This is a genomic window from Brachybacterium sp. GPGPB12, from assembly GCF_038396325.1.
GTDB lineage: Bacteria > Actinomycetota > Actinomycetes > Actinomycetales > Dermabacteraceae > Brachybacterium > Brachybacterium conglomeratum.
On record NZ_CP149573.1, the window covers coordinates 510,258 to 534,891 of the forward strand.

Here is a 24,634-nt window from a genome sequence, read left to right on the forward strand (position 1 = left end):
GGATCCCATGAGCACAGTCCTGTCCGCGGTCGCCTGGCCGTACGCCAACGGTCCCCGCCACATCGGCCACGTCGCCGGCTTCGGCGTCCCCTCCGACGTCTTCTCGCGCTACATGCGGATGGCGGGCCACGACGTGCTGATGGTCTCCGGCACCGACGAGCACGGCACGCCGATCCTCGTCGAGGCCGACAAGGAGGGCATCTCCGCCCGCGAGCTCGCCGACCGCAACAACCGGCTCATCGTCGAGGACCTGGTCGCTCTCGGCCTCTCCTACGACCTGTTCACCCGGACCACGACCCGCAACCACTACCAGGTGGTGCAGGACATGTTCGTCGCCGTGCGGGACAACGGCTACATGATCGAGCAGACCACCTCGGGCGCGATCTCCCCGTCGACCGGCCGCACCCTCCCCGACCGCTACATCGAGGGCACCTGCCCGATCTGCGGCGCGGGCGGCGCGCGCGGCGACCAGTGCGACAACTGCGGCAACCAGCTGGACCCGACGGACCTCATCGACCCGGTCTCCCGCATCAACGGCGAGACCCCGGAGTTCATCGAGACCTCGCACTGGTTCCTCGACCTGCCGGCGCTCGCCGCGGAGCTCGGCCGCTGGCTCGACGAGCGGGAGGCGACCGGGCTGTGGCGCCCGAACGTGATCCGGTTCAGCCAGAACATCCTCGAGGACATCAAGCCCCGTGCGATGACCCGCGACATCGACTGGGGCATCCCGGTCCCGGGCTGGGAGGACCAGCCGAACAAGCGCCTGTACGTCTGGTTCGACGCGGTGATCGGCTATCTCTCCGCCTCGATCGAGTGGGCGCGCCGCTCCGGGGACCCCGAGGCATGGCGCCGCTGGTGGAACGATCCGGGCACCCTCGCCTACTACTTCATGGGCAAGGACAACATCGTCTTCCACTCGCAGATCTGGCCGGCGGAGATGATCGCCCAGAACGGCGAGGGCGACAAGGGCGGGCGACCCGGCCGCTTCGGCGAGCTGACCCTGCCCACCGAGGTCGTCTCCTCCGAGTTCCTCACGATGGAGGGCAAGAAGTTCTCCTCCTCCAAGGGGATCGTGATCTACGTGCGTGACGTGCTCGAGCGCTACCAGCCCGATGCGCTGCGCTACTTCATCTCCGCCGCGGGCCCCGAGAACCACGATGCGGACTTCACCTGGGTCGACTTCGTCTCCCGCACCAACAACGAGCTGGTCGCCGGCTGGGGCAACCTCGTCAACCGCACTGCCGCGATGATCGCGAAGAACGTCGGGGAGATCCCGGCCGCGGGCGAGCTCGAGGACGTCGACACCGCGGCTGCTCGACCAGATCCGCACGGGCTTCACGACCGTCGGGAAGCTCATCGAGAGCCACCGCCAGCGCGCCGCGATCGCAGAGATCATGCGCCTGGTCGGCGAGGCGAACGCCTACGTCTCCCGCACCGAGCCGTTCAAGATGAAGGCCGAGGAGCGGCGTCCGCGCCTGCTCACCGTGCCGCACGTGCTCGCCCAGGCGGTCACCGATCTCAACACGATGCTCGCCCCCTTCCTCCCCCACTCGGCCAACGCCGTGGAGAAGGCGCTCGGCGGGGACCGGGAGATCGCCCCGATACCCCGCATCGACGAGGTCGAGGACCTCGACGGCGGCCCGGGCTACCCGATCATCACCGGCGACTACACGGCCGTGCCCGCCTGGGAGCATCGCCCGGTGACCGTGGGGCAGACGGTCGTGAAGCCGACCCCGATCTTCGTCAAGCTCGACCCGGCCGTGGCCGAGCAGGAGCTCGAGAAGCTCGAGGCGGAGGCCGCCGACGACGCCTGATCCCTCCGGGCGCGGAGCGGGAACCCTGACCACGACCGCCCTGTAGTAACACTTTCGGAGGAAAGTGTGACTACAGGGCCTGCTGGCGGTCCTCGACGACTACGCGGAGCAGGTCCGCCGCGGCGGCTGAGGGGCAGTCCTCTCCGCCCCCGGAGGTGTACGGTGACCGGCACGTGGACGACGCGTCTGACGCCGAGCCGAGGAGATGGTCCCCATGAGCGCACCCGCGAAGACCCTCAACCCGAAGGTGGTCGGGATCAGCATCGCCGCGGCCGTCGGCGGCTTCCTCTTCGGCTTCGACACCTCGGTGATCAACGGCGCCGTCGGAGCCCTCTCCGCGGAGTTCTCGCTCGGGGCGGGCCTGACCGGCTTCGCCGTCTCCTCCGCGTCGCTCGGGCGCGCCGTGGGCGCCTGGTTCGCGGGCTCGCTCGCCAACCGCTTCGGCCGCATCCCGGTGATGGTCATCGCGGCGATCCTGTTCTTCGTCTCCGCGATCGGATCGGGACTCGCCGTCGGGGTGTGGGACCTGATCGCGTGGCGCGTCGTGGGCGGGCTCGGCGTCGGCGCCGCGAGCGTCATCGCCCCCGCCTACATCGCCGAGGTCGCGCCGGCGAGGTATCGCGGCCGCCTCGGCTCGCTGCAGCGGCTCGCGATCGTGCTGGGAATTTTCGTGGCACTGCTGTCGAATGCGGTGATCGCGAACACCGCGGGCGGCGCCGCGGAGTCCTACTGGTTCGGGGTCGCCGCCTGGCGCTGGATGTTCATGATCGAGGCCGTGCCCGCCACCGTCTACGGCGTGATGGCCCTGTTCCTGCCCGAGTCCCCGCGCTACCTCATCGGCAAGGGCGAACGGGACAAGGCCTCGAAGGTGCTCTACGACTTCACCGGCGAGCTCGACGTGAACCTCAAGATCGAGCAGATCCGCCGCTCCCTGGAGCGGGAGCAGAAGGAGAGCCTGCGGGACCTGCTCGGGGGCCGCTTCGGGCTCGCTGCCGATCGTGTGGCTCGGGATCGCGCTGTCGCTGTTCCAGCGGCTCGTGGGAATCAACGTGATCTTCTACTACTCCACCACCCTGTGGCAGTCGGTCGGCTTCGACGAGTCGCAGGCGCCGCTGACCTCCACCATCACCTCGGTGATGAACATCGTCGCCACGATCATCGCGATCCTGCTGGTGGACCGGGTGGGTCGCCGCGTCATGCTTGCTCGTCGGCTCGGCGGGCATGACCGTGTCGCTGGGGCTCATGGCGCTGGCGTTCTCCTTCGGGGAGACGGCGGCCGGCGCGGAGTCGGTCACGCTGCCCGACCCGTGGTCGACCGTGGCGCTGATCAGCGCCAACGCCTTCGTGATGTTCTTCGGCATCACCTGGGGCCCGCTGGTCTGGGTGCCGCTGGGCGAGATCTTCCCCAACCGCATCCGCGCCTCCGCCCTCGCGGTCGCGGCCGCGGCCCAGTGGGCCGCGAACTTGGCAGTCTCGGCGACCTTCCCGACCCTGTCGGAGATCGGCCTGAGCTTCGCCTACGGCCTGTACGCGACCTTCGCACTGCTGAGCCTGCTGTTCGTGGCGCGCTGGGTGCCCGAGACGAAGGGCCGCGAGCTGGAGGACATGGACCAGCCGCGCCTGGGACGGCGGGGGCGGCCGACGACGTCGCGGCCGACGGCTGAGCACAGTCCCGCCGCCCCCGCGCAGGAGGCTCAGCCCTCCAGCACCGCCCGCGCCGCGCGCGCGATGTGCGCGGCGTCGATGCCGGCCCAGTCCAGCGGCTCGGCGGTGGTGCCGGAGCCCGGCACCCCGTCGACCGCGAGGTGCTCGAGGTGCAGATCGGCGAGCGGCTCGGCGGCCAGCGCCGCGAGCACCGCCGCGCCCAGCCCGCCCTCGGGATGGTGGTCCTCGGCCACCACCACGCGCCCTCCGGTCTCGGCGACGGCCGCGCGGATGCCCTCGGCATCGATCGGCTTGACCGAGTACGCGTCGATCACGCGAGCCTGCACGCCCTCCTCGGCCAGCGCCTCGGCCGCGCCGAGCGCCTCGTGCGGCGTCACGCCGGCGCCGATGAGGGTGACCCCGTCGTGCGCGGCCGCGGCGCAGGGTCTTGGACCCGCCGACGGGGAACTCCTCCTCGGGGCCGTAGAGCACCGGGTACCCGCCGCGGGTCGTCCGCAGGTAGCTGACGCCGTGCAGGTCCGCCATCGCCGCGACCAGGGCGGCGGTCGAGGTCGCGTCGCTCGGGTACAGCACGGTCGAGCCCTGCGTGGCCGCCATCATGGCGAGGTCCTCCAGGCCCATCTGGGAGGGGCCGTCGGCGCCGATCTCCACCCCGGCGTGCGAGCCGACCAGTCGCAGGTCGGCCCGGGAGACGGGGGCCATGCGGATGAAGTCCGCGGCGCGGCTGAGGAAGGCCGCGAAGGACGAGGCGTAGGCGATGTACCCGCGGGCGGCCAGGCCGGTCGCGGCGGCGACCATCTGTCGCTCGGCGATGAACATCTCGAAGAACCTCTCGGGATGCGCCTGGACGAAGTCGGCGACGCCGGTGGAGTTCGAGACCTCTCCGTCGAGCGCGACCACCCGCGGGTCGGCGTCCGCGAGTGCGACCAGGGCGGGACCGTAGGCCTTGCGGGTGGCGAGCTCCTCCCCCACCTCGAAGGTCGGCGGCTCGACCGGCCCGCGCGACGGGGCGGGGCGCTCGATCTCGGGCGGTCGGGGGCCGCGCGCCTGCACCGAGCGGACGCCGCCGAGCGCGTCGATCGCCTCCTCGGCGCGGTCCTCGGGCATCGGCTTGCCGTGCCAGTCCTCCTCGTCCTCGACCCCGGGGATCCCCTTGCCCTTGACGGTGCGGGCGAGGATGACCAGCGGACGCTCGAGGTCATCGTCGGCACGGGCGAGGGCGGCGTCGATCGCCTCGAGGTCGTGTCCGTCGACGACGACCGCCTCCGCACCGAATGCCTCGACGCGGGCGGCGTAGGTGTCCATGTCCCATCCCAGCGCGGTCTCGCCGCGCTGGCCGAGCCGGTTCACGTCGACGAGGGTCACCAGGTTCGTGAGGCCGTAGTGGGAGGCGGTCGCGAGGGCCTCCCACATCGAGCCCTCGGCGAGCTCGCTGTCGCCGGCGAGCACCCAGACCCGGTACGGGGTCTGCTCGAGCTTCGCGCCCGCCAGAGCGATGCCGACGCCGTCGGGCAGTCCCTGCCCGAGCGAGCCGGTGGCGACGTCGACCCAGGGCAGGACAGGGGTGGGGTGCCCCTCGAGCCGCTCGCCGAAGCGTCGGTAGCCTTCCAGCGGCTCCTGCTCGGACACGACGCCGGCCGCCCGGAACACCGAGTACAGCAGGGGCGAGGCGTGTCCCTTCGAGAAGATCAGATGGTCGTTGCCGGGGGCGTCGGGGTCGTCCCAGTCGTAGCGCAGGTGGCGCGACATGAGGACGGCCAGCAGGTCGGCGGCGGACATGCTGGAGGTGGGATGTCCCGAGCCGGCGGCGGTCGAGGAGCGGATCGAGTCGACCCGCGGCTGGGCGGCGAGCTCGCGGACCTGCTCGAGGGAGAGTCCGTCGTGCATGGTGGAGGTCATCGGAGAGTCCTTCCGTGGCGGATCCTGCCTGACCTCCCCACCGTAGGAGCCTGCGCGCCGGGCGGCCAAGGGGCGGCCGACCGTTCGGTCCCGCGCTCAGAGCTCGTGCACGCGCAAGACGACGGCGTGCTCGGTGCCCGCGGCGGCACCGCCCTGGCGGAGGATCTCCGGGATGAACTCCTCCGGGACAGGATGGTCGGCGACGTGCGCGAGATAGGCCTCGTCCGCGCGCAGGGAGGCGACCGCGGCGTCGACCTCGCGCTGTCCGACGCACTTGGCGTGGGTGGGGTCGGGGTGCCCGGCCACCGCGAGCGTCCTCGTGCTCCAGGGCGCGAGGTGCTCCTGCTCGGCCAGCTCGCGGAACACCCACGGGTTCGCGGCGTCGCGGCAGGCGTCGACGGCGGCGAGCCCCGCGACCCGGTGATCGGCCTGGTTCAGCCCGCCGTACGCCTCGACCTCGAAGTTCGCGGTGAGCACGAGGTCGGGGCGCACCTGCCGGATCACGCGGGCGATGTCCCGGCGCGCGGCAGGCCGTGCTCGAGCATCCCGTCGGGGTGGTCGAGATGGCGCAGGTCCTCCACGCCGACCTGTGCGCAGGCGCGCGGCCGCTCCGTCTCCCGCGCGGCGCGACGATCTCGGGCGGCTCCGCCATCCCGGCCTCGCCGCGGGTCAGCAGCAGATAGGACACCTCCACCCCCGCGGCGGTCCAGGCGGCCACGGCGGCGGAGGCGCCGTACTCCATGTCGTCGGGATGCGCGACGACGCAGAGCACGCGGCGCAGGCCGTCCTCGGGCAGCGGAGGAAGGGCGGTGGGAGCATCCATGACGACACCCTAGGTGTTGCGGGTCATGACGTTGTGGACGCTGGCCGGGGATGAGGGAACGGGCCCCGTGACCGGCACGATGGGTGGTGTCTAAGCAACCATCTCGCAGGAGGGGACCCGTTCCGTGACCCACCGTAATGCCCCGCTGACGACGCTTGGAAGGCAGCGAGCCGTCGACCAGGTGATCGGGAGAGGCCGTCCGATCGCGCACGTCGCCGCGGAGTTCCACATCTCCCGTTCGACCCTGTCGAAGTGGGTCGGCCGCTACCGGGAGCATGGCGAGGTCGGTCTGCAGGACCGCTCCAGCGCACCGGCGAAGCGACCCACCCGGCTCCCGGTCTGGGTGCTCGAGCTGATCGAGTCCTGGCGACGGGAGAAGAAGTGGTCCGCCCGTCGGATCGCCCGCGAACTCACCGACGGCCACGGCTTCGCATCGCGCGTGCGGACGGTGACTCGTTGGCTGGACCGGCTCGGGTTGAACCGGGTCCGGGACATCACCCCGGACGGAGAGAACCTCCGCCGACCTGGGAAGATCCATGCCCGCTATCCCGGGCACATGGTCCACATGGACGTGAAGAAGATCGGCAAGCTCCGCGACGGCGGCGGGTGGTGGGCGCATGGGCGAGGTTCCGTGCAGGACAAGAAGAAGCACTCCCAGCGGATCGGTTACACCTACCTCCACTCGATCATCGACGGGTTCTCCCGCCTGGCCTACACCGAAGCACTCGAGGACGAGAAAGCCGCGACGACCATCGCGTTCTTCCACCGAGCCCGGGCGTTCTTCACCGCGCACGGCATCACGCGGATCTCCCGTCTGATCACCGACAACGGCAGCAACTACACCGCCAAGGCATTCCGACGGTCAACCAGGGCGTTCATCGGCCGGCACCAGCGCACCAGGATCTACACGCCCCGGCACAACGGGAAGGTCGAGCGCTACCAGCGGCTCATGACCGACGAATGCCTCTACGCCCGCGCCTACGACTCAGAGAACGAGCGGCGAGACGCGATCAGGATCTGGGTCCACCACTACGACTACCATCGCCCGCACACCGCCTGCAGCGATCAGCCCCCAGCCTCACGACTCCATACCGGCGTCGATAACGTCATGGCCAACTACACCTAGGCGCGCACGAGCTCCCGGTCGAGGGAGGCGCCGAGCCCGGCCTCGAGGTCGCGGACCAGGCGGTTCACGGCCGCGCGCCCGGCACGGTTCGCCCCGATGGTGGAGGCGCCCGGTCCGTGGCCGACGAGGTGGATGCGGGGATCGGCGGCAACGGCGGTGCCGTCCATCGCGATCCCGCCGAGCGGGCCGGTGAGGCCCAGCGGTCGCAGATGGCGCGGCTCGTGCCGGAACCCGGTGGCCCAGAGGATCGCGTCCACCGGGGTGCGCGTCCCGTCGGCCTCGATCACGCCGTCCGGCACGATCCGGGTGAACATCGGCCGACGGTCCAGGATCCCGCGGTGTGCGGCGCGGCGCGCCGCCGGGGTCCACAGCGACCCGGTGTGGGAGACGACAGCCGCCGACGGGGCGCCCCTCCCGCACCGCGTCCCACACCCCGGCGACGGCCTCGCGTCCGGTCTCCTCGGTGAACTCGTCCTCGCGGAAGATCGGCTCGCGACGCGTGTACCAGCGGGTTTCGCCCACCTCGGCGATCTCCTGGAGGTGGCCGAGCGCGCTGATCCCACCGCCGACCACCGCGACCCGCTGACCGGCGAACTCGTCGGCGGCGACGTACTCGGCGGTGTGCAGCCGCCGGCCGCGGAACCCCGCCGCCCCGGGAACCGCGGGCACGAAGGGCCGGGTCCAGGTGCCGGTCGCGTTCAGCACCGCACGGGTGCGCAAAGACGGGCGCGCCCGTCCGTCGGCCCCGACCGCGCGGACCAGGAGGGGCCCCTGCCGCTCCCCCGCACCTGCCGGATCGTCCTCGACGCGGGTGACGCGCACGGGCCGACGGATCTCGAGCCCCGTCCGCGCCTCGAACTCGGCGAAGTAGGCGGGCACCGCGATGTTCGCGGGGACGTCGCCGCTGATCTTCGGGGCCGGGGCGTCGGGCGACTCGCGGATCCCGTTGACGGTGGCCATGGTGAGGCTGTCCCAGCGGTGGCGCCATGCCCCGCCGGGGCCGTCCTCGGCGTCGAGCACGACGACGTCATCCATGCCGCGTCGGCGCAGGTGGTAGGCGGCGGAGAGGCCTGCCTGCCCGGCCCCGATCACGACGGCGTCGAGAAGGTCCATGTCCGGCGCAACCCGGCCGCGGCCTGCGGTGTTCCCGGAGGCGAGCAGGCTCACGCCGTGACGGCGCGCGTCTCGGGCAGGACGGCGCGGGCGGCCTCGAGCCCGCGGGAGAGGTCCGCCCAGAGGTCCTCGAGGTCCTCGAGGCCGACGCTGAGGCGCACGGTCCCCTCGCTCACCCCGCAGGCCTCCCGCTGGGCGGGGGTGAGATGGGAGTGGGTGGTGCTCGCCGGGTGGCAGACCAGCGACCGGGCATCGCCCAGATTCACGGCGAGGGACCACAGCTCCAGCGCGTCGCAGAAGGCCGCCGCCGCGTCCTCGCCGCCGTGCAGGTCGATCGAGAACACGCCCGAGGTGCCGCGGGGGAAGTCCCGAGCGACGAGATGCCGGTCGGGCCGGCCGGGGAGCGAGGGATGGTGCACCTCGGCCACCTCGCCGGCGGCGGCGAGACGTCCGGCGAGCGCGGTCGCATCGGTGCTGATCTTCCGCAGACGCAGGTCGAGCGTCTCGATGCCGACGAGGATCTGCTGGGCGCTGGTCGCAGGCAGGGTCGCCCCGAGATCGGTGACGAACTTGGCGCGGGCGTAGGCGAGCGACCCCGAGCCGCCGCGCGCGTACTCGTCGGCGAAGGTGACGCCGAAGCGGCGGTTGCGGGTGGTCAGGCGCTCCCACCGCTCGGGACATCGCCGCGGGTCGAAGCGTCCGGTGTCCACGATCAGGCCCGCGATCGTGGTGCCGTGGCCGCACAGGTACTTCGTGGCGGAGTGGACGACGACGTCGGCGCCGTGGTCGCCGGGACGGTAGAGAGCGGGGCTGGCGAGGGTCGAGTCGACGATCACCGGGACGTCATGGGCGTGCGCGATGGAGGTGAGGGCGTCCAGGTCCAGCGGCTGCGCTCCCGGGTTCGCGATCGACTCGACGATCGCGGCGCGGGTGCGCGGGGTGAACGCCGCCTCCCACGCCTCGAGGTCCCAGGGGTCCGCCACGGTGGTGGTCACGCCGAGATCGGCGAGGGTGTCGTCGAGCGGCTCGGTGGTGCCGCCGTACAGGCGCGAGGAGGCGACGACGTGCCCGCCGGGGGCTGCGAGGGCGCACAGCGCGATCGTCGTCGCGGCCTGTCCGGAGGCGACGGCGATCGCCCCGATCCCGCCCTCGAGCGCCGTGATCCGCCGCTCGAGGACCTCGGTGGTGGGGTTCCCGGAGCGGGAGTAGGCGAAGCCGTCGGCGCGTCGCTCGAACAGGGCGCGCAGGGACGAGTGGTTGGTCTGCGCATAGGCGCTCGAGGCGTAGATCGGTGGGGTCAGGGCGCGGTGCGTGTCTGCCCGCGTCCAACCCGCGTGGATGCCTGCGGTGCTCATGGCGCCTCCCTGCCGTGGTCGATGTCCGTCCTGCGCGGTCCATCGTGCGGCGGCGCGGGCGGGCGCGGCGAGAAACGTGACGAAGTGTGGCGCGGAGTCAGCCGCGCCGACTCAATCTCCGCTCACCTGACTGAGCTCCTACCACTCGTTCCTCGCAGTACGTCGCTCAGACCCCGTCCCTCTGACTGAGCTCCTACCGCTCGTTCCTCGCAGTACGTCGCTCAGACTCCGTCCCTCCTGACTGAGCTCCTACCGCTCGTTCCTCGCAGTACGTCGCTCAGACTCCGTCCCTCCTGACTGAGCTCCTACCGCTCGTTCCTCGCAGTACGTCGCTCAGTCGATAGCCCCGATGGGCTCGCGCTTCTCGGCCTGGAACTGGTCCTCGATGCGTCCCAGCGCCCAGTAGGCGGAGATCGAGATCTGCTCGCGGGCGATGCCGGCGTCCTTGACCAGGAGACGACGCAGTCGCTTCGTGATGCCGCGCTCGACGTGGCAGAAGACGTCCAGGCCCTCGTGGTCCGAGAGGTCCAGCGCCGCGACCTCGTCGAGCAGCTGCTCGCGCGCACCGAGCACCCAGCGCAGCTCGACGCCCTCGGGGTGCTGGAGCTCGAGGCGGTCGTCCTCGTGGTCCAGGTGGATCAGAGCGAGACCGCGGGCGTCCGGATCCATCGCCTCGAGGCCGGCGGCGATCGCGGGCGCTGGCGCGTGGTCGCCGATGAGCAGGTGGCTCGTCGCGTCGGCCGCGGGCGACCAGCCGCCGCCGGCGCCGTTCATGGCGATGAGGTCGCCGGGCTGGGCCTCGTCGGCCCAGCGGGCGGCGACGCCGTGGTCGTCCTCGCCGGAATCGCCGTGCAGGACCACGTCGATCTCGATCTGTCGCGCCGCATCGTCCCAGCGGCGCACGGTGTAGGTGCGGCGGGTCGGGAGCGACTCGGGGCTCTCCGCGCGCAGGGCGTCGAGGTCGTACGGGGTCGCAGACCGGAGCCGGGGGCGGGAAGGAGGAGCTTCACGTAGGCGTCGGTCTGGACGTTGCGGTGCAGGGTGGTGAAGCCCTCGCCGCCGAGGGTGAGGCGCGAGAGGCGCGGGGAGATGCGGGTCTTGCCCAGCACCTCGAGCACGGCCTGGGGGCGCGGCGCCCTGGGACGGCGCGCGGCGGGCGCCTCGGCGGACGGGGACTGGGCGGTGGTGGTCTGCATGCCCTCCACATTACGCTACTTCCGTATTACGTAAATCCGTGCCGGGCTCCCGTCGGCGCCTCGAGACGTGCGCCCTGCCCTGTCGCAGCGCGGCCCACTAGGCTGGCGCGCATGAGCACCTCGCCCGCCGCAGAGACGGACGTCGTCGTCGTGGGCTCCGGCCCTAACGGTCTCGCGGCCGCGGTCACCTTGGCCCGGGCCGGGCTCACGGTCCACGTCCTCGAGTCGCAGGAGACGATCGGGGGCGGGGCGCGGACCCTCGACCTGGGCCTCGCGCCCGGCATCGTCCACGACCTCTGCTCCGCGGTGCACCCCCTCGCGCTCGCCAGCCCCTTCTTCGCGGAGTTCGACCTCGCCGCGCGCGGCGTGCGCGCGATCGCCCCCGAGGCCTCCTACGCGCGACCTCTCGACGACGCCCCCGCCGCGATCGCCTGGCGGGATGTGGAGCGGACCGCCGACGGCCTCGGCGCCGACGGGCCGGCCTGGCGCGCGGCCGCTGGGCACGCTCTCCCGCGACCAGGACCTCGTCGTCGAGCTCGCCCTCGGCGACAAGCGCTCGGTGCCCTCCGCGCCGCTGACCGCGCGGACCCTGCGCGCCGCCCCGCTGTTCGGTGCGGCGCTCGCCCTCCAGGGGACCCCGGCCTGGGACCTCCCCTTCCGCACCGAGCGCGCCCGCGCCCTGCTCACCGGGGTGGCGGCGCACGCGATCGGACAGCTTCCCTCCCTCGCGCTCGGCGCCACCGCCTCGCTGCTGGGCACCATCGCGCACGGGGTGGGCTGGCCGATCCCCGTCGGCGGCTCCCAGGCGATCGTCGACGCGCTGGTGGCGGACCTGCGCGCCCACGGCGGGACCGTGACCGCCGGACACCATGTGCAGACCTGGCGGGACGTGCCCCCGGCCCGCGCCGTGTCGCTGGACATCCCCGCGCCCGCCGCCGCGGACGTCCTCGCCAACCGGCTCCCCCGCCCCCTCGAGGCGATGCTGCGGAAGGTGCCCCACGGGGACGGCGCCGCCAAGGTCGACTTCGTGCTGTCCGGGCCGGTGCCGTGGCACGACCCCGACGTCGGCCGTGCCGGGACCCAGCATCTCGGCGGCACCCGCGCCGAGATGGCCCGCACCGAGGCGGAGGTCGCCTCCGGGCGCTTCCCCGACCGTCCTCTCACCCTGGTCAGCGACCCGTCCGTCGTCGATCCCGCACGGATCCGTGGCGGGCTGCGACCGCTGTGGACCTATGCGCATGCACCGGCCGGGGACCGCACCGACCCGACCGAGCGCGTCACCGCGCAGATCGAGCGCTTCGCCCCCGGCTTCCGCGACCTCGTCGTCGCCTCCCGCGCCGTGCCCGCGGCGGAGATGATCCACCACAACCCCGCCCTCGTCGGCGGTGACATCTCCCAGGGCAGGGTGACGATGGCGCGGATGATCGCGCGACCCACCCCGCTTCCGGACCCCTACCGCCTGGGCCGCACGGGCTGGTACCTGTGCTCCTCGGCGACGCCTCCGGGGCCGGGCGTGCACGGGATGGCGGGGTCGCGCACGCGCCTCCCGCGTCTCGCGGACGGAGTTCGGTATCAGGGAGTCGCCGAGCCTCGCCCCCACCCCCGGGCGAGCACAGGAGCCATCAGTCTGAGGGATCGGATCCCGCATTCTGCTCAGCGGGATGGGATGGACTGCTCACATCGCCCGGTCGCCGCGTTGCACCGTGAACGGGTGAGGCGCAGGATGGCTCACCGTGAATTCTCCGACCCCTCCAGATCCCTCCGTCCAGCCCCCTGAGCGGACGCCCGGCGACGCCGCCGGGATCACCGTGGACCCCGCCGACACGCCTGAGGCGCACAACCCCAGCGGCCGCACCTTCATGGGCCAGCCCGGCCCGCTCGCGAACCTGTTCAGCGTCGAGCTGTGGGAGCGCTTCAGCTTCTACGGAATGCAGGGCATCCTCGCGATCTACATGTACTTCGCCGCGACCGACGGCGGTCTCGGCATCGACGAGGGCACCGCCCTCGGCATCGTCGGCGCCTACGGCGGCTCCGTCTACCTCTTCTCGATCCTCGGCGCGCTGGTCTCCGACCGCCTGCTCGGCCCGGAGAGGACCCTCTTCGGCTCCGCCGTGATGATCATGTTCGGCCATATCGCCCTGGCACTGGTCCCGGGCGTGGTCGGCCTCGGCCTCGGCCTGTTGCTGGTGGGCGTGGGCTCGGGCGGTCTGAAGTCCACCGCCGCCACGCTGGTCGGCGCGCTGTACACGCGCGACGACCCGCGCCGCGACGCCGGCTTCTCGATCTACTACATGGGCATCAACATCGGCGGCCTCCTCGGTCCGCTGGTGACGGGCATCGCCCAGCAGCAGTGGGGCTTCCACCTCGGCTTCGGCCTCGCCGCGGTCGGCATGGCGATCGGCCTTCTGCAGTACGTGCTGACCCGCAAGGGACTTCCTGCGAGCGTGCACACCGTCCCGGATCCGCGCCCCGCGCGCAGCGACCCCTGTGGGCCCTGATCGCCGTCGGCACCGTGGTCCTCGTGGCAGTGCTCGCCACGACCGGCGTGCTGAACGCCCAGAATCTCGCGACCGTCGTCGCGGCCCTCGCCGTCGTCGGCGCCGTCGTGATCTTCGCGATCCTGCTCGCCTCGAAGAAGCTCGACTCCGACGAGCGCTCCCGCGTGGTCTCCTTCATCCCGCTGTTCATCGGCACGGCCGCGTTCTTCGCGCTGTTCCAGCAAGCAGTTCACGGTCATCACCCTGTACTCGGACACCCGCCTGGACCGCGAGATCCTCGGCTGGGAGATGCCGATCTCGTGGGTGCAGTCCTTCAACCCGTTCTTCATCATCGTGCTCGCCCCGGTGATGGCGGCGCTGTGGACGAAGCTCGGCACCCGTCAGCCGATCACCCCGCGCAAGTTCGGTGTGGGCATCATCCTGATGGGCTCGGCCTTCCTGCTGTTCCTGCCGATGGCCGCCGTCGTCTCGGTGCCGGTGCTGTGGATCGCCATGATCATGCTGGTGGCGACCGTCGGCGAGCTGTGGCTCTCCCCCGTCGGCCTCTCGCTGGCCACGAAGCTCGCGCCGCGGTCGTACCCGGTGATGATGATGGCGCTGTACAACCTCTCCGTGGCGCTCGGCACCGCGCTCTCCGGCGCGCTCGCGGGCTTCTACTCCGCGGAGAACGAGGTGGGCTACTTCGGCGTGCTCGGCGCCGTGACCATCGCGATCGGCGTGCTCATGTCGCTGGTCGCGAAGCCCGTCGGTCGGGCCATGCGCGGGGTGCGCTGACCGACCCCGCCCTCGCGCGTAGCTCCGGGAGCCGCTCCACCTCTGGGTGGGGCGGCTCCTGTGCTGTCGGGGACGGTCCGCCCGGTCCTCAGCTGTCGAGGACCGGCGGAGGGCGTGCACCGGAGACGGCCAGGGAGTCGCCGACGAACGGCGGGAACCGGTCGACGAGGTCACGTGCCCTGGATCCTCCGGGCACCGCCCGACATCAGGGCCGGTCGGTCCGGTCCGCCTCCCCGTCGCGGCGCGGCGAGGCCGACGAGCGCGAGCATCAATGCCGGGCCGCCGCGGAACACGCCGTCCTCATGGGTGAGCACCCCGCAGTCGGCGAGGTCGCCGAGGTCGTGCATGACGTGCAGCGACCGCGCGAGGGCGCGGGGCTCGTGCTCCGGGGGCGGAAGCTCCGGCCCGGGCGGGAGGCGCGACCCTTCGTCCCCGCAGGCCACCAGGAGCGCCGCGATGGTGTCGGGCATGCCGCGGAACCCGCCGTCCTCGGCGCCGCGGGCCTGACGGCCCAGCGGCGCGGCGGTGATCAGGGCGTGCCCGAACTCGACGAAGCCCTCGGCGTCCTCCGGCAGCGCCGCCGGGACCGGGCCGACGGCGGCGCGGACCCGGCCGTCCGCGAGTTCGAGCCACCCGCCGTCCAGCGGCGTGGTCCACACCCCGGCCAGCTCCGGCCGGTCCCAGAGGCGCGGGCGCCGCCGTCGAGGCCGAGGTGCTCGAGCGGCTCCGCGGTGGTCTCCTCCCCGGTGCGCCGGTCGCGGTCGCGCGCCGTCCCTCGCCGATCACCTCCAGGACGCCCACGGCCCGCCGCACCAGGGGGCAGTCGAGATAGGGGCCGACGCCCTCCTGCTCGGCGAGCTCGCCGAGCGGCTCGCCGTCGTCCTCGAGCGCCGGCAGGAACCAGGGCCAGTCCCGCTCCTCCGCCTCGTCGCGGCGGCGCGCGCACGCTCGAGCAGCGGGTCGAAGGGCGTCGAGGGTCGCGCGAGCCGGCCGGTGCCGGAGACGGCCAGGCGCTCCGCGTCGGGCAGGGAGTGGAACCAGTGCAGGTAGTCCGCGAGCGCCTCCTCGTCCTCGAGGTCCACCCCGAGCGAGAGCCCGTGGCCCAGCACGTTGGTGGAGAAGGAGCGGCGGGTGGGATCGTCGGCGGCCTCGAGCGCGGCGAACTCGAGCTCGTGCAGCAGAGCCGGCGCCTCGGCCTCGCGCATCGAGCCGGGCGCCCATCGGCCGGTCTCGACGAGGAAGTCGACCAGGCGGCGCAAGACCGGCACCATGTCCATCAGGCCGCTCGCGCGGCTGGACGACGGTGCGGGGCACCACCTCGGTCAGCGACTCCCGGGTGAGTGCGGCGGTCCACAGCCCCACCTCCGGGCTCCCCAGCCGCTCGGCCTTCAGCCGCGAGCAGGGTCTCGAGGGTGCGCACCTCGTCGAGGGCGGGGGCGTCCTCGTCGGTCCGCAGGCGCCAGGCCCCGTACTCGGACAGCACGCGGTCCCGCTCCTCCCGTCCCTGCTCCTGCTGCGCCATTCCCCCAGCATGCCGTCCCACCGCCGGGGATTCCAGCGCTCACAGGCCGCCGCGCCGGAGCGACCCGCGTCCAGCGCCTTCTGCGTACAGGCGCGGCACGCGCTGTTCCTGCGCTGTGCAGGCGATCGTCACCCTCCCGTCGCGGGGGCTCGCGAGAATCCGATGGACCCGCCCGGCCCGGCGGGGGACGATGCATGTGCTCGGTCCGCGAGCTCCTCCTGTGCTCCCGGGCCGTCGCACTTCGACGACGACGGGAAGGAGGTGGCGCGATGCCCCAGGTCAGGGTCTACAACCTCGGCTACGACCCGAAGACCGGGATCGGCGAGTCGCTCCACACCACCACGGTGCGCCACGCTTTCGGGATGATCCGCCGCGAGGTCGCCAATCCCGTCGAGCTCACGATGGTCGACCAGCGGATCGTGCCCCTAGCCCTCGAGCTCACCCGCGAGCTGAGCGGCGCCTGGGTCGAGGGGGCGGGGCGCCGCTCCGTCGGCTTCAGCTATCGCGCGGTCCACCAGCGGGACCACTGGACCTGCGCGTACTGCGGCCGCGGCGTCTCGCGCGCGCCGGCGTGCGAGGCGCCGCTGGCCACCGTGGACCACATCCTGCCCGTCTCCCGCGGGGGTCGCTCCTCCTGGACGAACCTCGTCTCGGCGTGCAAGGGGTGCAACAACCGCAAGGCGGACCGCACCCCCGCGGAGGCCGGGATGCCGCTGCGCTTCGCGCCCTACGATCCGGCCGTCTCCTACCGGGTGGGAGGACACGTCGAGGACCTCCCGGTCTTTGCTCGGCGCCTGATCAGGGCGTGGCACGGGCCGACGTGACCAGGAACCCACCAGCCGCGACCTGCTGGTATCTCATCTATGAGTTACTGTCGGCGCATGACTGAGACCACGGAGTTCCTCCCCGGATCGGCGCTCTGGTGCGCGACGCGCGCCAGCAGTCCGGTCTCACGCAGGCCCAGCTCGCCACGACCCTCGGCACCAGCCAGAGCGCGATCAACCGCATCGAGAAGGGCCAGCAGAACCTCACCCTGGAGATGATCTCCCGGATCGGCAGGGCACTGGACTCGGAGATCGTGGGCATGGGCACCTCGGGCCCGAGCCATCTGCGCGTGCACGGCGAGACCACGCTCTCCGGCGCGATCGACGTCAAGAGCTCCAAGAACGCCGGCGTCGCGCCGCTGTGCGCCTCGCTGCTGAACACCGGCACCACTGTGCGCGCAAGGTCGCGCGCATCGAGGAGGTCAACCGACTGCTCGAGGTGCTGACCTCCATCGGCGTGAAGGCCACCTGGCTGAACGAGCTGGGCGACCTCGAGCCGCGCGTCCCCGCGACCCTCGACCTCAGCTCGATCGACGAGGGCGCCGCGCGCCGCACCCGCTCGATCATCATGTTCCTGGGCCCGCTGCTGCACCGCGCGGGGAAGTTCCAGCTCCCCTACGCCGGGGGCTGCGACCTCGGCACCCGCACCGTCGAGCCGCACATGACGGCGTCGCGCCACTTCGGCCTGGACGTCGTCGCGACCGACCACAACTACCAGGCGACCACCGCCGTCGGCACCGGCCCGACCCGCCCGATCGTGCTCACCGAGCGCGGCGACACCGTCACGGAGAACGCCCTGCTGGCCGCCGCCCTGTACGAGGGCGAGACGATCATCCGCAACGCGAGCCCGAACTACATGGTCCAGGACCTGTGCTTCTTCCTCGAGAAGCTCGGCGTGCGGATCCAGGGCATCGGCACCACCACCCTGGTCGTCCACGGCACCTCCTCGATCTCTACCGACGTCGACTACGCCCCGAGCGAGGACCCGATCGAGGCGATGAGCCTGATCTCCGCCGCGATCGTCACCCTCTCCTCGATCACCGTGCGCCGCGTGCCGATCGAGTTCATGGAGATCGAGCTCGCCCTGCTGGAGGAGATGGGCCTGCGCTACGACCGCTCCGAGGAGTACCTGGCGGAGAACGGCAAGACCCGCCTGGTGGACATCACCACCCATCCCAGCGACCTGCGCGCCCCGGCGGACAAGATCCACCCCATGCCCTTCCCGGGCCTGAACATCGACAACCTGCCCTTCTTCGCCGTGATCGGGGCGACCGCGCAGGGGCAGACGCCGCTGCACGACTGGGTGTACGAGAACCGCGCGATCTACCTCACCGAGCTCACCAAGCTCGGCGCGAACGTGAAGCTCATGGACCCGCATCGCGTCCTCCTCGAGGGACCCACCCGCTGGTCCGGCGCGGAGCTGGTGTGCCCGCCCGCGCGCGTCCGGCGGTCGTGATCCTGCTGGCGATGCTCGCCGCGAAGGGCACCTCCGTCGCGCGCAACGTCTACGTCATCAACCGCGGCTACGAGGACCTCGCCGAGCGCCTGAACAAGCTCGGCGCGCGCATCGAGACCTTCCGCGACATCTGAGCGGTCCCTCCCGCACCGCCGACTGCCCGGTGGGTCGCGCGGGAGCCCGGTCCCGCCCTGGATAGGATCGAGGGATGACCAGCGAGGAGAAGCGCGCCCGGCCCGTCATCGGCCGGGCCGGCTCGTACGAGAAGGGCGTCGCCCGCCGGCAGGAGATCCTCGAGCGGGCCGCCGAGGTGTTCCGCGAGCGGGGGGCCGACGGCACCTCGCTGCGCCGGATCGCGACGGCGATCGGGGTGTCCCACGCGGCGCCGCTGCACTACTTCGACTCCCGCGAACAGCCGCTGGTGGCGGTCTACGAGCACGCCGAGGCGAAGCGCGACACCTCGGGCGATGCCGCGGAGTCGGCGATGGACGTGCTGGTCAAGGCCGCGATGATCAACATCGGCGTGCCCGGCATGGTCGAGCTGTACACGACCCTGGTCGCCTCGGCGCTGGCCGCCGACGGCACGCCCTCGAACGAGTTCTTCACCGACCGCTTCGAGCGCATCCGCACGGAGCTGACCGAGCGCCTGGCCGCAGAGCAGGCCGCCGGAACGGTCCGCGACGACGTCGAGCCCGCCGACATGGCGGCCCTCCTCGTCGCGGCCTCCGACGGCCTGCAGATCCAGTGGTCGCTCGAGCCCTCGGTCGAGCTCGAGCGCACCCTGGCGACCTTCTCCGTGTCGCTGGCTCGCCCGGCTACGTCCTGAGGTCGCCGCGCAGATCGGGGACGTCGGAGAGCAGACGCCGGGTGTACTCGGCCTGCGGCGCGAAGATGACCTCCTCCGTCGACCCGCGCTCGACGACCCTGCCCCGCTCCATCACCGCGACCCGGTCCGCCAGATAGCAGGCCTGGCCGATGTCATGCGTGATGAACAGGACCGTCAGGCCCAGCTCGCTGCGCAGGTCGTGCGGCACGTTCAGCACGTTCACCCGCGGCGTCGCGTCCAGCATGCTGGTCGCCTCGTCGGCCAGCAAGCACCTTGGGCCGCATCATCAGCGCCCGCGCGATCATGATGCGCTGGCGCTGGCCGCCGGACATCTGGTGCGGGAACTTGTGGAGCACGTCGCGGGGGAGCATGTCCACGTAGCCCAGGCACTCCTCGATCAGCGCATCCGCCTCGTCGGAGGGGATCCTCGCGAGCGCGAGGCGCCGCCGCGAGAGGGAGCCGACGGTGAAGAACTGGTTGAAGGAGGCGAAGGGGTCCTGGAAGACCGCCTGCACCTCCGACCAGTAGTCCCGCGACCCCTTCCCGGACAGGGAGGTGACGTCCTGGCCGCGGAACGCGATGGTGCCCGAGGTGACGGGCATCAGACGCAGCGAGCATGCGGGCGAGGGTCGACTTGCCCGAGCCCGACTCCCCCACCACGGCGAGCACGCTCGCCTCGGGGAACTCGAGGCTGACGTCGTCGACCGCGACCACGGTGCCGCCGGCGACCGAGAACTCCTTGGTCACGTTCGTGCAGGACAGCAGCACCTCGCGCTCCGTGCGGGCGCGGGTGATCATCTCGGGGGTCTCGATCATCGGGCCCCCACCTCCTTCTCGGGCGCAGGGGCAAGCAGGAGCGGCGGGGCCGGCGGCGCCCGCGTCGAGACCGGCGCGTCGTCGGCCCCGCTCCCAGGTCTCCCGGCTGGGATCCAGCACCGAGGACAGCGGCGTCCTGGTGTAGTCGTGCTCCGGCCGCTCGACGAGCCGACGGGTGGGTCCGGTCTCGACGATCCGCCCGCCGCTCATGATGGCGAGCCGGTCCGAGACCTGCGAGAGCACCGGCAGGTCGTGCGTCACGAAGACGACGCCCGACATGATCCGCTGCTCCACCATCGCCAGCAAGCATCTCCACCAGCATCCGCTGGCTGGAGACGTCGAGCGCTGAGGTGGGCTCGTCCGCGATCAGCGCCGGGGGTTCTGCGGCGTGGAGATCACCGTGATCATGCGGCGCTTCATCCCGCCGGAGAGCTGGTGCGCGTAGGAGTCCAGCACCCGCACCGGCATCTCGAGCATCTTCAGGCGGTCCCGGGCGAGGTCGAGCGCCTCGTCCCGGCTCACCCGCGGGTCGTGGGCGCGCATCACGTCATGCACGAGGTCGCGGATCCGCAGGGTGGGGCTGATGGAGTTCATCGCCCCCTGCGGCGGCATCGACACGGTCCGCCCCCGGTAGGGGCGGTGCCGCTTGAGGTCCGCGACCGAGAGGGTGGAGAGGTCGATGCTCTCCCCGTCGATCTCGAGCGTGCCGGACAGGACGTACAGCGGCGGGGTCGCGATCATCGCCAGGGCGTTGCCCAGCGTCGTCTTCCCGCGACCGGACTCCCCGGCCAGTCCCAGGATCTCCCCCTCGCCGAGCTCGAGCGACACCCCGTCCACGGCGGTGAAGTCCTTCTCCCCACCGCCGTAGACGCAGCGGATGTCGTGCGCCCGGGCGAGGATCGCCCGGTCCGCGCGGGCGGGGGCGGCGTCGTCGTGGCTCATGCGAGCTCCTTCCCTCGTGGTGCGCCGGTGGGGTCCTGCACGGTGCGGGCCGTCTGCGCGGCGAGCAGGCGCGCCTCCTCGGCGCGCCGGGCCGCGGCCTGCTTCATCTGCTTGCGCTTGCCGCGACGCAGGCGCGGGTTGAACACCTCGTCGAGGCTGGACTGCAGGAGCAGGAAGCCGAACGAGACCAGGGTCAGCACGATCGTCGGAGGGAGGAAGGCCCACCAGGCGCCGCCGCCCACGGCCTGGAACGCAAGCGCCCAGTGCGGCTGGATGCCCAGCGAGTTCGCCCCCGACGGGCCGAGGCCCAGCATCGACAGGGAGGACTCGGCGAGGATCGCGCCGGCGACCTGCAGGACGAACGCCATCACCGCGTACGACAGGATGTACGGCAAAGACGTCCAGCAGGAGGATGCCGGGCAGTCGTGCCCCGGAGAGCCGGGCCACGTCGATGTGCTCCCTCGTCGCGACCGACGAGGCCTGGGCGCGGACGGCGCGGGCGGTCCAGGGCCACGAGGTGATGCCGATGACCACCGCGAGCGACCAGATCTTGCTCTGGGGCAGCGAGATCGAGATGAGGATCAGCACGATGATCGACGGGATCGCGAGGACCACGTTGGTGGCGCCCATGAGCGGCTCCTCGAACCAGCCGCCGATGTAGCCGGCGACGAGGCCGACGATCACCCCGATGACGGTGGCGACGATCCCCGCGACCAGGCCGATGATCAGCGAGGTGCGGGTGCCGGCCATGAGCACCGCGAGCACGTCGTGGCCGAAGTTGTCCGATCCGAGCGGGAGGCCCGCGCCGGGCGGGTCGTACAGCGAGGCCACCTTCTCCCCGGGCCCGGTGGGATAGACGTAGCCGGCCAGGCCCAGCAGGATCACACCGACGACGAGGACCAGCGCGATCCAGAAACGTCCCGAGAAGTTCAGGGAGCGTAGCGGGTTGCCGCGCGGGGCGGCTTTCTCGTCGGCGACGGGGGCGTTGGGTGTGCTCATGTCACTTCTCCCCTGCGCTCGCCGCGCGGATGCGCGGGTCGATGATGCCGTAGGCGATCTCCACCAGGAAGTTCGCCACGAGCACCGCGACGGTGATGATCAGCGTGACCGCCTGGATGACCGGGTAGTCGTTCTGCGTGATCGCGTTGAACAGCAGGGTCCCGACCCCCGGATAGCTGAAGACCAGCTCGGTGATCAACGCGCCCCCCACGAGGGTGCCGATCGCGAGCGCGAGCCCGGTGATCTGAGGGAGCATCGCGTTGCGGAAGATGTACTGGGTGATCCTGTTGTCGCGGATGCCCATGGCGCGGGCGTAGTTGACGTAGTCGCCGCCCAGCTCGTAGATCGCCATGGAGCGCATGCCCACCGCCTGCCCGCCGATGAACACGACCACCAGCGAGAGGAAGGGCGACCAGTAGTAGCTCACCGCGTCCCAGAGGAACGCGACGGAGAACTCCGGGGTGAGCCCCAGCGAATAGGCGCCGCCGACGGGGAAGATCCCCGCCACCACCGCGAAGCCGTACAGCAAAGAGGATGGACAGGCAGTAGTACGGCATCGCGGAGAGGAACAGGGCGCTGGTGAAGACGCGCGCGGTCCCAGTTCCCGCCGCGGAACGCCGCGATCGCGCCGACCAGGTTTCCAGCGATCCATCCGATCAGCACCGCGGGGGCAGCTGCACCGCGATCGACCAGGGCAGGGCCTGGCCGATCAGGTCGTTGACCGAGGCCGGGTAGTTGGCGAAGGACGTGCCGAGGTCACCGGTGAACACCTTGCCGAGGTAGGTCAGGAACTGCCGCCACAGCGGCGCGTCCAGACCGAACTCGGCGACGAAGCCTTCGTAGATCGCCTTCGCTTGCTCGCCGGTGACGGAGCCTCCGCGGGCGAGGTTCGAGACGATGACGTCGACGGGATTGCCCGGGACGAGCCGGGGCGACGAGGAAGTTGAGGCTCACTGTCGCCACCAGCGCGACCAGGTACCAGCCCGACTTGCGGGCGATGTATCGGCCGAGGGTCACGGGAGGCTCAGCCGCCGATCTTCTTCAGCTGGAAGATCCATTCGTTGCCGGCGCCGCGGAACATCGGCGGGGCGTAGTCGTTGTCCTCGGCGGGCCAGTTCGACCAGTTGCTCGCGTTGAACTCGAAGAACTCGTCGGGGCGGTACATCAGGGGGAAGGCGGGCACCTCGGCGCGGTAGATGTCGTCCAGCGCCGTGAGCGCCTCGAGCTTGGTCGCGTCGTCGGAGGCGGCGGCCGCCGCCTCGAGCAGGTCGTTCACCTCGCCGTTCTCCCAGCGCCCGAAGTTGCGGTAGGCCGTCTGCCCCAGCGGCGCCATCTCGACGTTGCTCATCACGTCGCTGAAGCGCCGCCACGGGGTGGAGGGTCCGGTGCCGGCGACGTACCAGCAGGCCATGTCGAAGTCGCCGTTCTGGATGGCGGTCTGGGTCTGCGCCTGCTGGGGGAAGTTCGTGCTGGCGTCCACACCGATGGCCTGGAGGTTCTTGGCGACGACCTCGAGGGCGGCGTTCCAGTCGGTCCAGCCCTGCGGGGTGATGAGCTTCCAGGGGCCGAGCTTCTGGCCGTCCTTGGTGTAGAAGCCGTCGGCGCCCTTGGCGTAGCCCGCCTCCTGGAGCAGGGACTCGGCCTTCGCGGCGTCGAAGGTCCAACCGTCGGCGGCGGCCTTGTCCCGGTCCAGCCACTGGTCCTCGGCGCCGTCGGGGATGATCAGCGAGGCGAGCACCTGGGAGGAGTAGCCGCTCATGGCGGTCTCCGCGATCGAGGCGTAGTCCACCGCATGCACGAGGGCCCGGCGCACGGTGGGATCGTCGAGGCCCGGCTTCGTGGTGTTGATCAGCAAGCATCGGCATCGAGCCCGGGGAGAAGTACGGCTTCTCGCGCAGGTAGGTGCCCACCGGCTTCCCGCTCTCCCACATCTTCCAGATCTGGGGGACGAACTGCTCGCATCACGTCGAGCTCGCCGTTCTGGAACTTCAGGTTGCCGTCCTCGTTGGACTTGAAGATCGGGTGGATGATCTTCGTCATCGCGGGCAGACCGCCGTAGAAGTCCTTGCCCCAGTACTCCTCGTGGCGGGCGAGGATGATCTGGGTCTGGTCCGCGAGCTCGAGGGTGAACGGCCCGGTGCCCATGGCCTCGGTGGTCTCCCAGCCGGCGATCTTGTTCCCGGTCTCCTGCGCGGCCTTCTCGAACACCGCCTTGGGGACGATGAACTGGGTGGCCAGGGAGTTCAGCACGGCGCCGACGTTCTTGCGCTCCTTGTTCACCGCGATCGAGATCGTCCGCCGTCGGCCGTCATCTCGTCGACCTCGGTCCAGAAGGCGGCGACGCCCAGAGAGGGGTCGATCTTGCCGAGCTCGAAGGTGTACAGCACGTCCTCGGCCGTGAACTCGCTGCCGTCGTGCCAGGTGATGCCCTCCTGGAGGGTCAGCGTGATCGACTCGCTGCCGGTGATCTCGTGCGAGGCGGCCAGTCCCGGCAGCGAGCTCGCCGGTGACGATGTGGAAGCGCAGCGGCGTCTCGTAGATGTACTGGGCGACGTTCGAGGACGCCGGCCAGGCCGGAGCGCCGGCGAAGGTGTTGAAGTTGGTGGGCGGGCTCCACTGGAAGCCGGCGATGAACAGCTGGTCGGCGCCGTCGCCGGCGCGGCCGGAGCCGGCCTGCCCTCCGTTGCCGACGCCGACGAGCTCCTCGCCCCCTCCCCCTCCTCCGCCGCCGGTCGCGCCGCCGCAGGCGGCCAGGGCCGCCGCGCCGCCGAGCACGCCGGTGCCGGCGAGGAATCGGCGGCGCGAGGCGCCGGGACGAGGGAAATCTGCAGACTCGGACATGGAAGACCTGCCTCTCGGGAATCGCTCCGCCGTTGGAGCGCCGGATCGCCGTCGATCCGTGCAGGAATTGAACCGCGCCCGACCCGAAAACCTCCACTGGTAGGCGTCACGGTCCTATAACGATCGTGACCTCGGTCACTGTTTG

20 protein-coding genes and 9 pseudogenes are annotated in these 24,634 nt (G+C 71.6%); 9 read left to right on the forward strand and 20 right to left on the reverse strand.

The window, feature by feature from the left end; genetic code table 11:
* Positions 1–7 precede the first annotated feature (7 nt).
* Positions 8–1,814: pseudogene (gene metG / locus WKH84_RS02760) on the forward strand (methionine--tRNA ligase).
* Between the two features lie 205 nt (positions 1,815–2,019).
* Positions 2,020–3,443: pseudogene (locus WKH84_RS02765) on the forward strand (sugar porter family MFS transporter); the annotation flags it as partial.
* A gap of 65 nt (positions 3,444–3,508) precedes the next feature.
* Here the strand turns inward: WKH84_RS02765 and WKH84_RS02770 are convergent.
* From WKH84_RS02770 to WKH84_RS02780, 3 genes and pseudogenes are all read right to left on the reverse strand, one after another.
* On the reverse strand, positions 3,509–3,856 hold the full coding sequence (locus tag WKH84_RS02770; RefSeq protein WP_341856752.1) for a transketolase C-terminal domain-containing protein: 348 nt from the start codon (positions 3,854–3,856) through the stop codon (positions 3,509–3,511).
* Positions 3,857–3,950: 94 nt separating this feature from the next.
* A pseudogene (locus WKH84_RS02775) lies at positions 3,951–5,378 on the reverse strand (transketolase); the annotation flags it as partial.
* A gap of 96 nt (positions 5,379–5,474) precedes the next feature.
* Positions 5,475–5,882: a hypothetical protein gene (locus WKH84_RS02780; RefSeq protein WP_341857063.1), complete on the reverse strand. Its 408-nt coding sequence runs from the start codon at positions 5,880–5,882 to the stop codon at positions 5,475–5,477.
* Positions 5,883–5,911: 29 nt separating this feature from the next.
* Here WKH84_RS02780 and WKH84_RS02785 point away from each other — a divergent pair, with 29 nt between their 5' ends.
* Positions 5,912–6,061 carry a hypothetical protein gene (locus WKH84_RS02785; protein WP_341857064.1) on the forward strand — a complete coding sequence of 50 codons (150 nt, stop codon included), beginning with the start codon at positions 5,912–5,914 and terminating at the stop codon, positions 6,059–6,061.
* 20 nt (positions 6,062–6,081) lie between these two features.
* On the opposite strand, the pseudogene WKH84_RS02790 reads toward WKH84_RS02785, so the two are convergent.
* Positions 6,082–6,201: pseudogene (locus WKH84_RS02790) on the reverse strand (PIG-L family deacetylase); the annotation flags it as partial.
* A 124-nt stretch (positions 6,202–6,325) separates the two neighbouring features.
* On the opposite strand from WKH84_RS02790, the gene WKH84_RS02795 reads away from it, so the two are divergent.
* Complete coding sequence (locus WKH84_RS02795; RefSeq protein ID WP_341855552.1) at positions 6,326–7,327, forward strand: IS481 family transposase; 1,002 nt, start codon at positions 6,326–6,328, stop codon at positions 7,325–7,327.
* On the opposite strand, the gene WKH84_RS02800 is transcribed toward WKH84_RS02795, so the two are convergent.
* From WKH84_RS02800 to WKH84_RS02815, 4 genes and pseudogenes are all read right to left on the reverse strand, one after another.
* Positions 7,280–8,494 carry an FAD-dependent oxidoreductase gene (locus WKH84_RS02800; protein ID WP_341855553.1) on the reverse strand — a complete coding sequence of 405 codons (1,215 nt, stop codon included), beginning with the start codon at positions 8,492–8,494 and terminating at the stop codon, positions 7,280–7,282. The genes WKH84_RS02795 and WKH84_RS02800 overlap by 48 nt on opposite strands.
* The gene (locus tag WKH84_RS02805; protein WP_341855554.1) at positions 8,491–9,795 is read right to left on the reverse strand and encodes a PLP-dependent transferase; all 1,305 of its coding nucleotides are present in this window, start codon (positions 9,793–9,795) and stop codon (positions 8,491–8,493) included. The genes WKH84_RS02800 and WKH84_RS02805 overlap by 4 nt, the downstream gene beginning before the upstream one ends.
* A gap of 333 nt (positions 9,796–10,128) precedes the next feature.
* Positions 10,129–10,698 carry a siderophore-interacting protein gene (locus WKH84_RS02810; protein ID WP_341855555.1) on the reverse strand — a complete coding sequence of 190 codons (570 nt, stop codon included), beginning with the start codon at positions 10,696–10,698 and terminating at the stop codon, positions 10,129–10,131.
* Positions 10,699–10,772: 74 nt separating this feature from the next.
* A pseudogene (locus tag WKH84_RS02815) lies at positions 10,773–10,991 on the reverse strand (siderophore-interacting protein); the annotation flags it as partial.
* Between the two features lie 111 nt (positions 10,992–11,102).
* Between WKH84_RS02815 and WKH84_RS02820 the strand changes: the two are divergent.
* Both WKH84_RS02820 and WKH84_RS02825 read left to right on the forward strand, forming a co-directional pair.
* Positions 11,103–12,622, forward strand: a pseudogene (locus WKH84_RS02820) (NAD(P)/FAD-dependent oxidoreductase).
* Positions 12,623–12,850: 228 nt separating this feature from the next.
* Positions 12,851–14,263: pseudogene (locus WKH84_RS02825) on the forward strand (oligopeptide:H+ symporter).
* A gap of 170 nt (positions 14,264–14,433) precedes the next feature.
* Here WKH84_RS02825 and WKH84_RS02830 read toward each other — a convergent pair.
* From WKH84_RS02830 to WKH84_RS02840, 3 genes are all read right to left on the reverse strand, one after another.
* On the reverse strand, positions 14,434–14,922 hold the full coding sequence (locus tag WKH84_RS02830; RefSeq protein WP_341855556.1) for a hypothetical protein: 489 nt from the start codon (positions 14,920–14,922) through the stop codon (positions 14,434–14,436).
* Positions 14,923–15,045: 123 nt separating this feature from the next.
* Entirely contained in the window at positions 15,046–15,540 is a 495-nt protein-coding gene (locus tag WKH84_RS02835; RefSeq protein WP_341855557.1) for a hypothetical protein, read from the reverse strand.
* Positions 15,540–15,785, reverse strand: coding sequence for a hypothetical protein (locus tag WKH84_RS02840; protein ID WP_341855558.1), 246 nt, complete (start codon positions 15,783–15,785; stop codon positions 15,540–15,542). Before WKH84_RS02840 ends, WKH84_RS02835 begins: the two co-directional genes overlap by 1 nt.
* 269 nt (positions 15,786–16,054) lie before the next feature.
* On the opposite strand from WKH84_RS02840, the gene WKH84_RS02845 reads away from it, so the two are divergent.
* The 3 genes and pseudogenes from WKH84_RS02845 to WKH84_RS02855 all read left to right on the forward strand — a co-directional run bounded on the left by WKH84_RS02845 (position 16,055) and on the right by WKH84_RS02855 (position 18,891).
* Positions 16,055–16,609: an HNH endonuclease gene (locus tag WKH84_RS02845; protein WP_341855559.1), complete on the forward strand. Its 555-nt coding sequence runs from the start codon at positions 16,055–16,057 to the stop codon at positions 16,607–16,609.
* Between the two features lie 98 nt (positions 16,610–16,707).
* Positions 16,708–18,199, forward strand: a pseudogene (locus WKH84_RS02850) (UDP-N-acetylglucosamine 1-carboxyvinyltransferase).
* A gap of 74 nt (positions 18,200–18,273) precedes the next feature.
* A complete protein-coding gene (locus WKH84_RS02855) occupies positions 18,274–18,891 on the forward strand; it encodes a TetR/AcrR family transcriptional regulator (RefSeq protein ID WP_341855560.1) in 618 nt (205 codons plus the stop codon).
* Here WKH84_RS02855 and WKH84_RS02860 read toward each other — a convergent pair.
* The 9 genes and pseudogenes from WKH84_RS02860 to WKH84_RS02900 form a co-directional block, all read right to left on the reverse strand.
* Positions 18,881–19,135 carry a hypothetical protein gene (locus WKH84_RS02860; RefSeq protein ID WP_341855561.1) on the reverse strand — a complete coding sequence of 85 codons (255 nt, stop codon included), beginning with the start codon at positions 19,133–19,135 and terminating at the stop codon, positions 18,881–18,883. The genes WKH84_RS02855 and WKH84_RS02860 overlap by 11 nt on opposite strands.
* Complete coding sequence (locus WKH84_RS02865) at positions 19,044–19,493, reverse strand: ATP-binding cassette domain-containing protein (protein ID WP_341856753.1); 450 nt, start codon at positions 19,491–19,493, stop codon at positions 19,044–19,046. The genes WKH84_RS02860 and WKH84_RS02865 overlap by 92 nt, the downstream gene beginning before the upstream one ends.
* A gap of 49 nt (positions 19,494–19,542) precedes the next feature.
* Positions 19,543–20,004: pseudogene (locus WKH84_RS02870) on the reverse strand (hypothetical protein); the annotation flags it as partial.
* Between the two features lie 69 nt (positions 20,005–20,073).
* Complete coding sequence (locus tag WKH84_RS02875) at positions 20,074–21,648, reverse strand: ATP-binding cassette domain-containing protein (protein WP_341855562.1); 1,575 nt, start codon at positions 21,646–21,648, stop codon at positions 20,074–20,076.
* Position 21,649: 1 nt separating this feature from the next.
* Positions 21,650–22,177: an ABC transporter permease gene (locus WKH84_RS02880; protein ID WP_341855563.1), complete on the reverse strand. Its 528-nt coding sequence runs from the start codon at positions 22,175–22,177 to the stop codon at positions 21,650–21,652.
* 227 nt (positions 22,178–22,404) lie between these two features.
* Entirely contained in the window at positions 22,405–22,665 is a 261-nt protein-coding gene (locus WKH84_RS02885) for a hypothetical protein (protein WP_341855564.1), read from the reverse strand.
* A 7-nt stretch (positions 22,666–22,672) separates the two neighbouring features.
* A complete protein-coding gene (locus tag WKH84_RS02890) occupies positions 22,673–23,503 on the reverse strand; it encodes an ABC transporter substrate-binding protein (protein ID WP_341855565.1) in 831 nt (276 codons plus the stop codon).
* Positions 23,497–23,928, reverse strand: a complete 432-nt coding sequence (locus tag WKH84_RS02895; RefSeq protein WP_341855566.1) for an ABC transporter substrate-binding protein — start codon at positions 23,926–23,928, stop codon at positions 23,497–23,499. The genes WKH84_RS02890 and WKH84_RS02895 overlap by 7 nt, the downstream gene beginning before the upstream one ends.
* Positions 23,925–24,599, reverse strand: a complete 675-nt coding sequence (locus tag WKH84_RS02900; protein ID WP_341855567.1) for an ABC transporter substrate-binding protein — start codon at positions 24,597–24,599, stop codon at positions 23,925–23,927. The genes WKH84_RS02895 and WKH84_RS02900 overlap by 4 nt, the downstream gene beginning before the upstream one ends.
* Positions 24,600–24,634 lie beyond the last annotated feature (35 nt).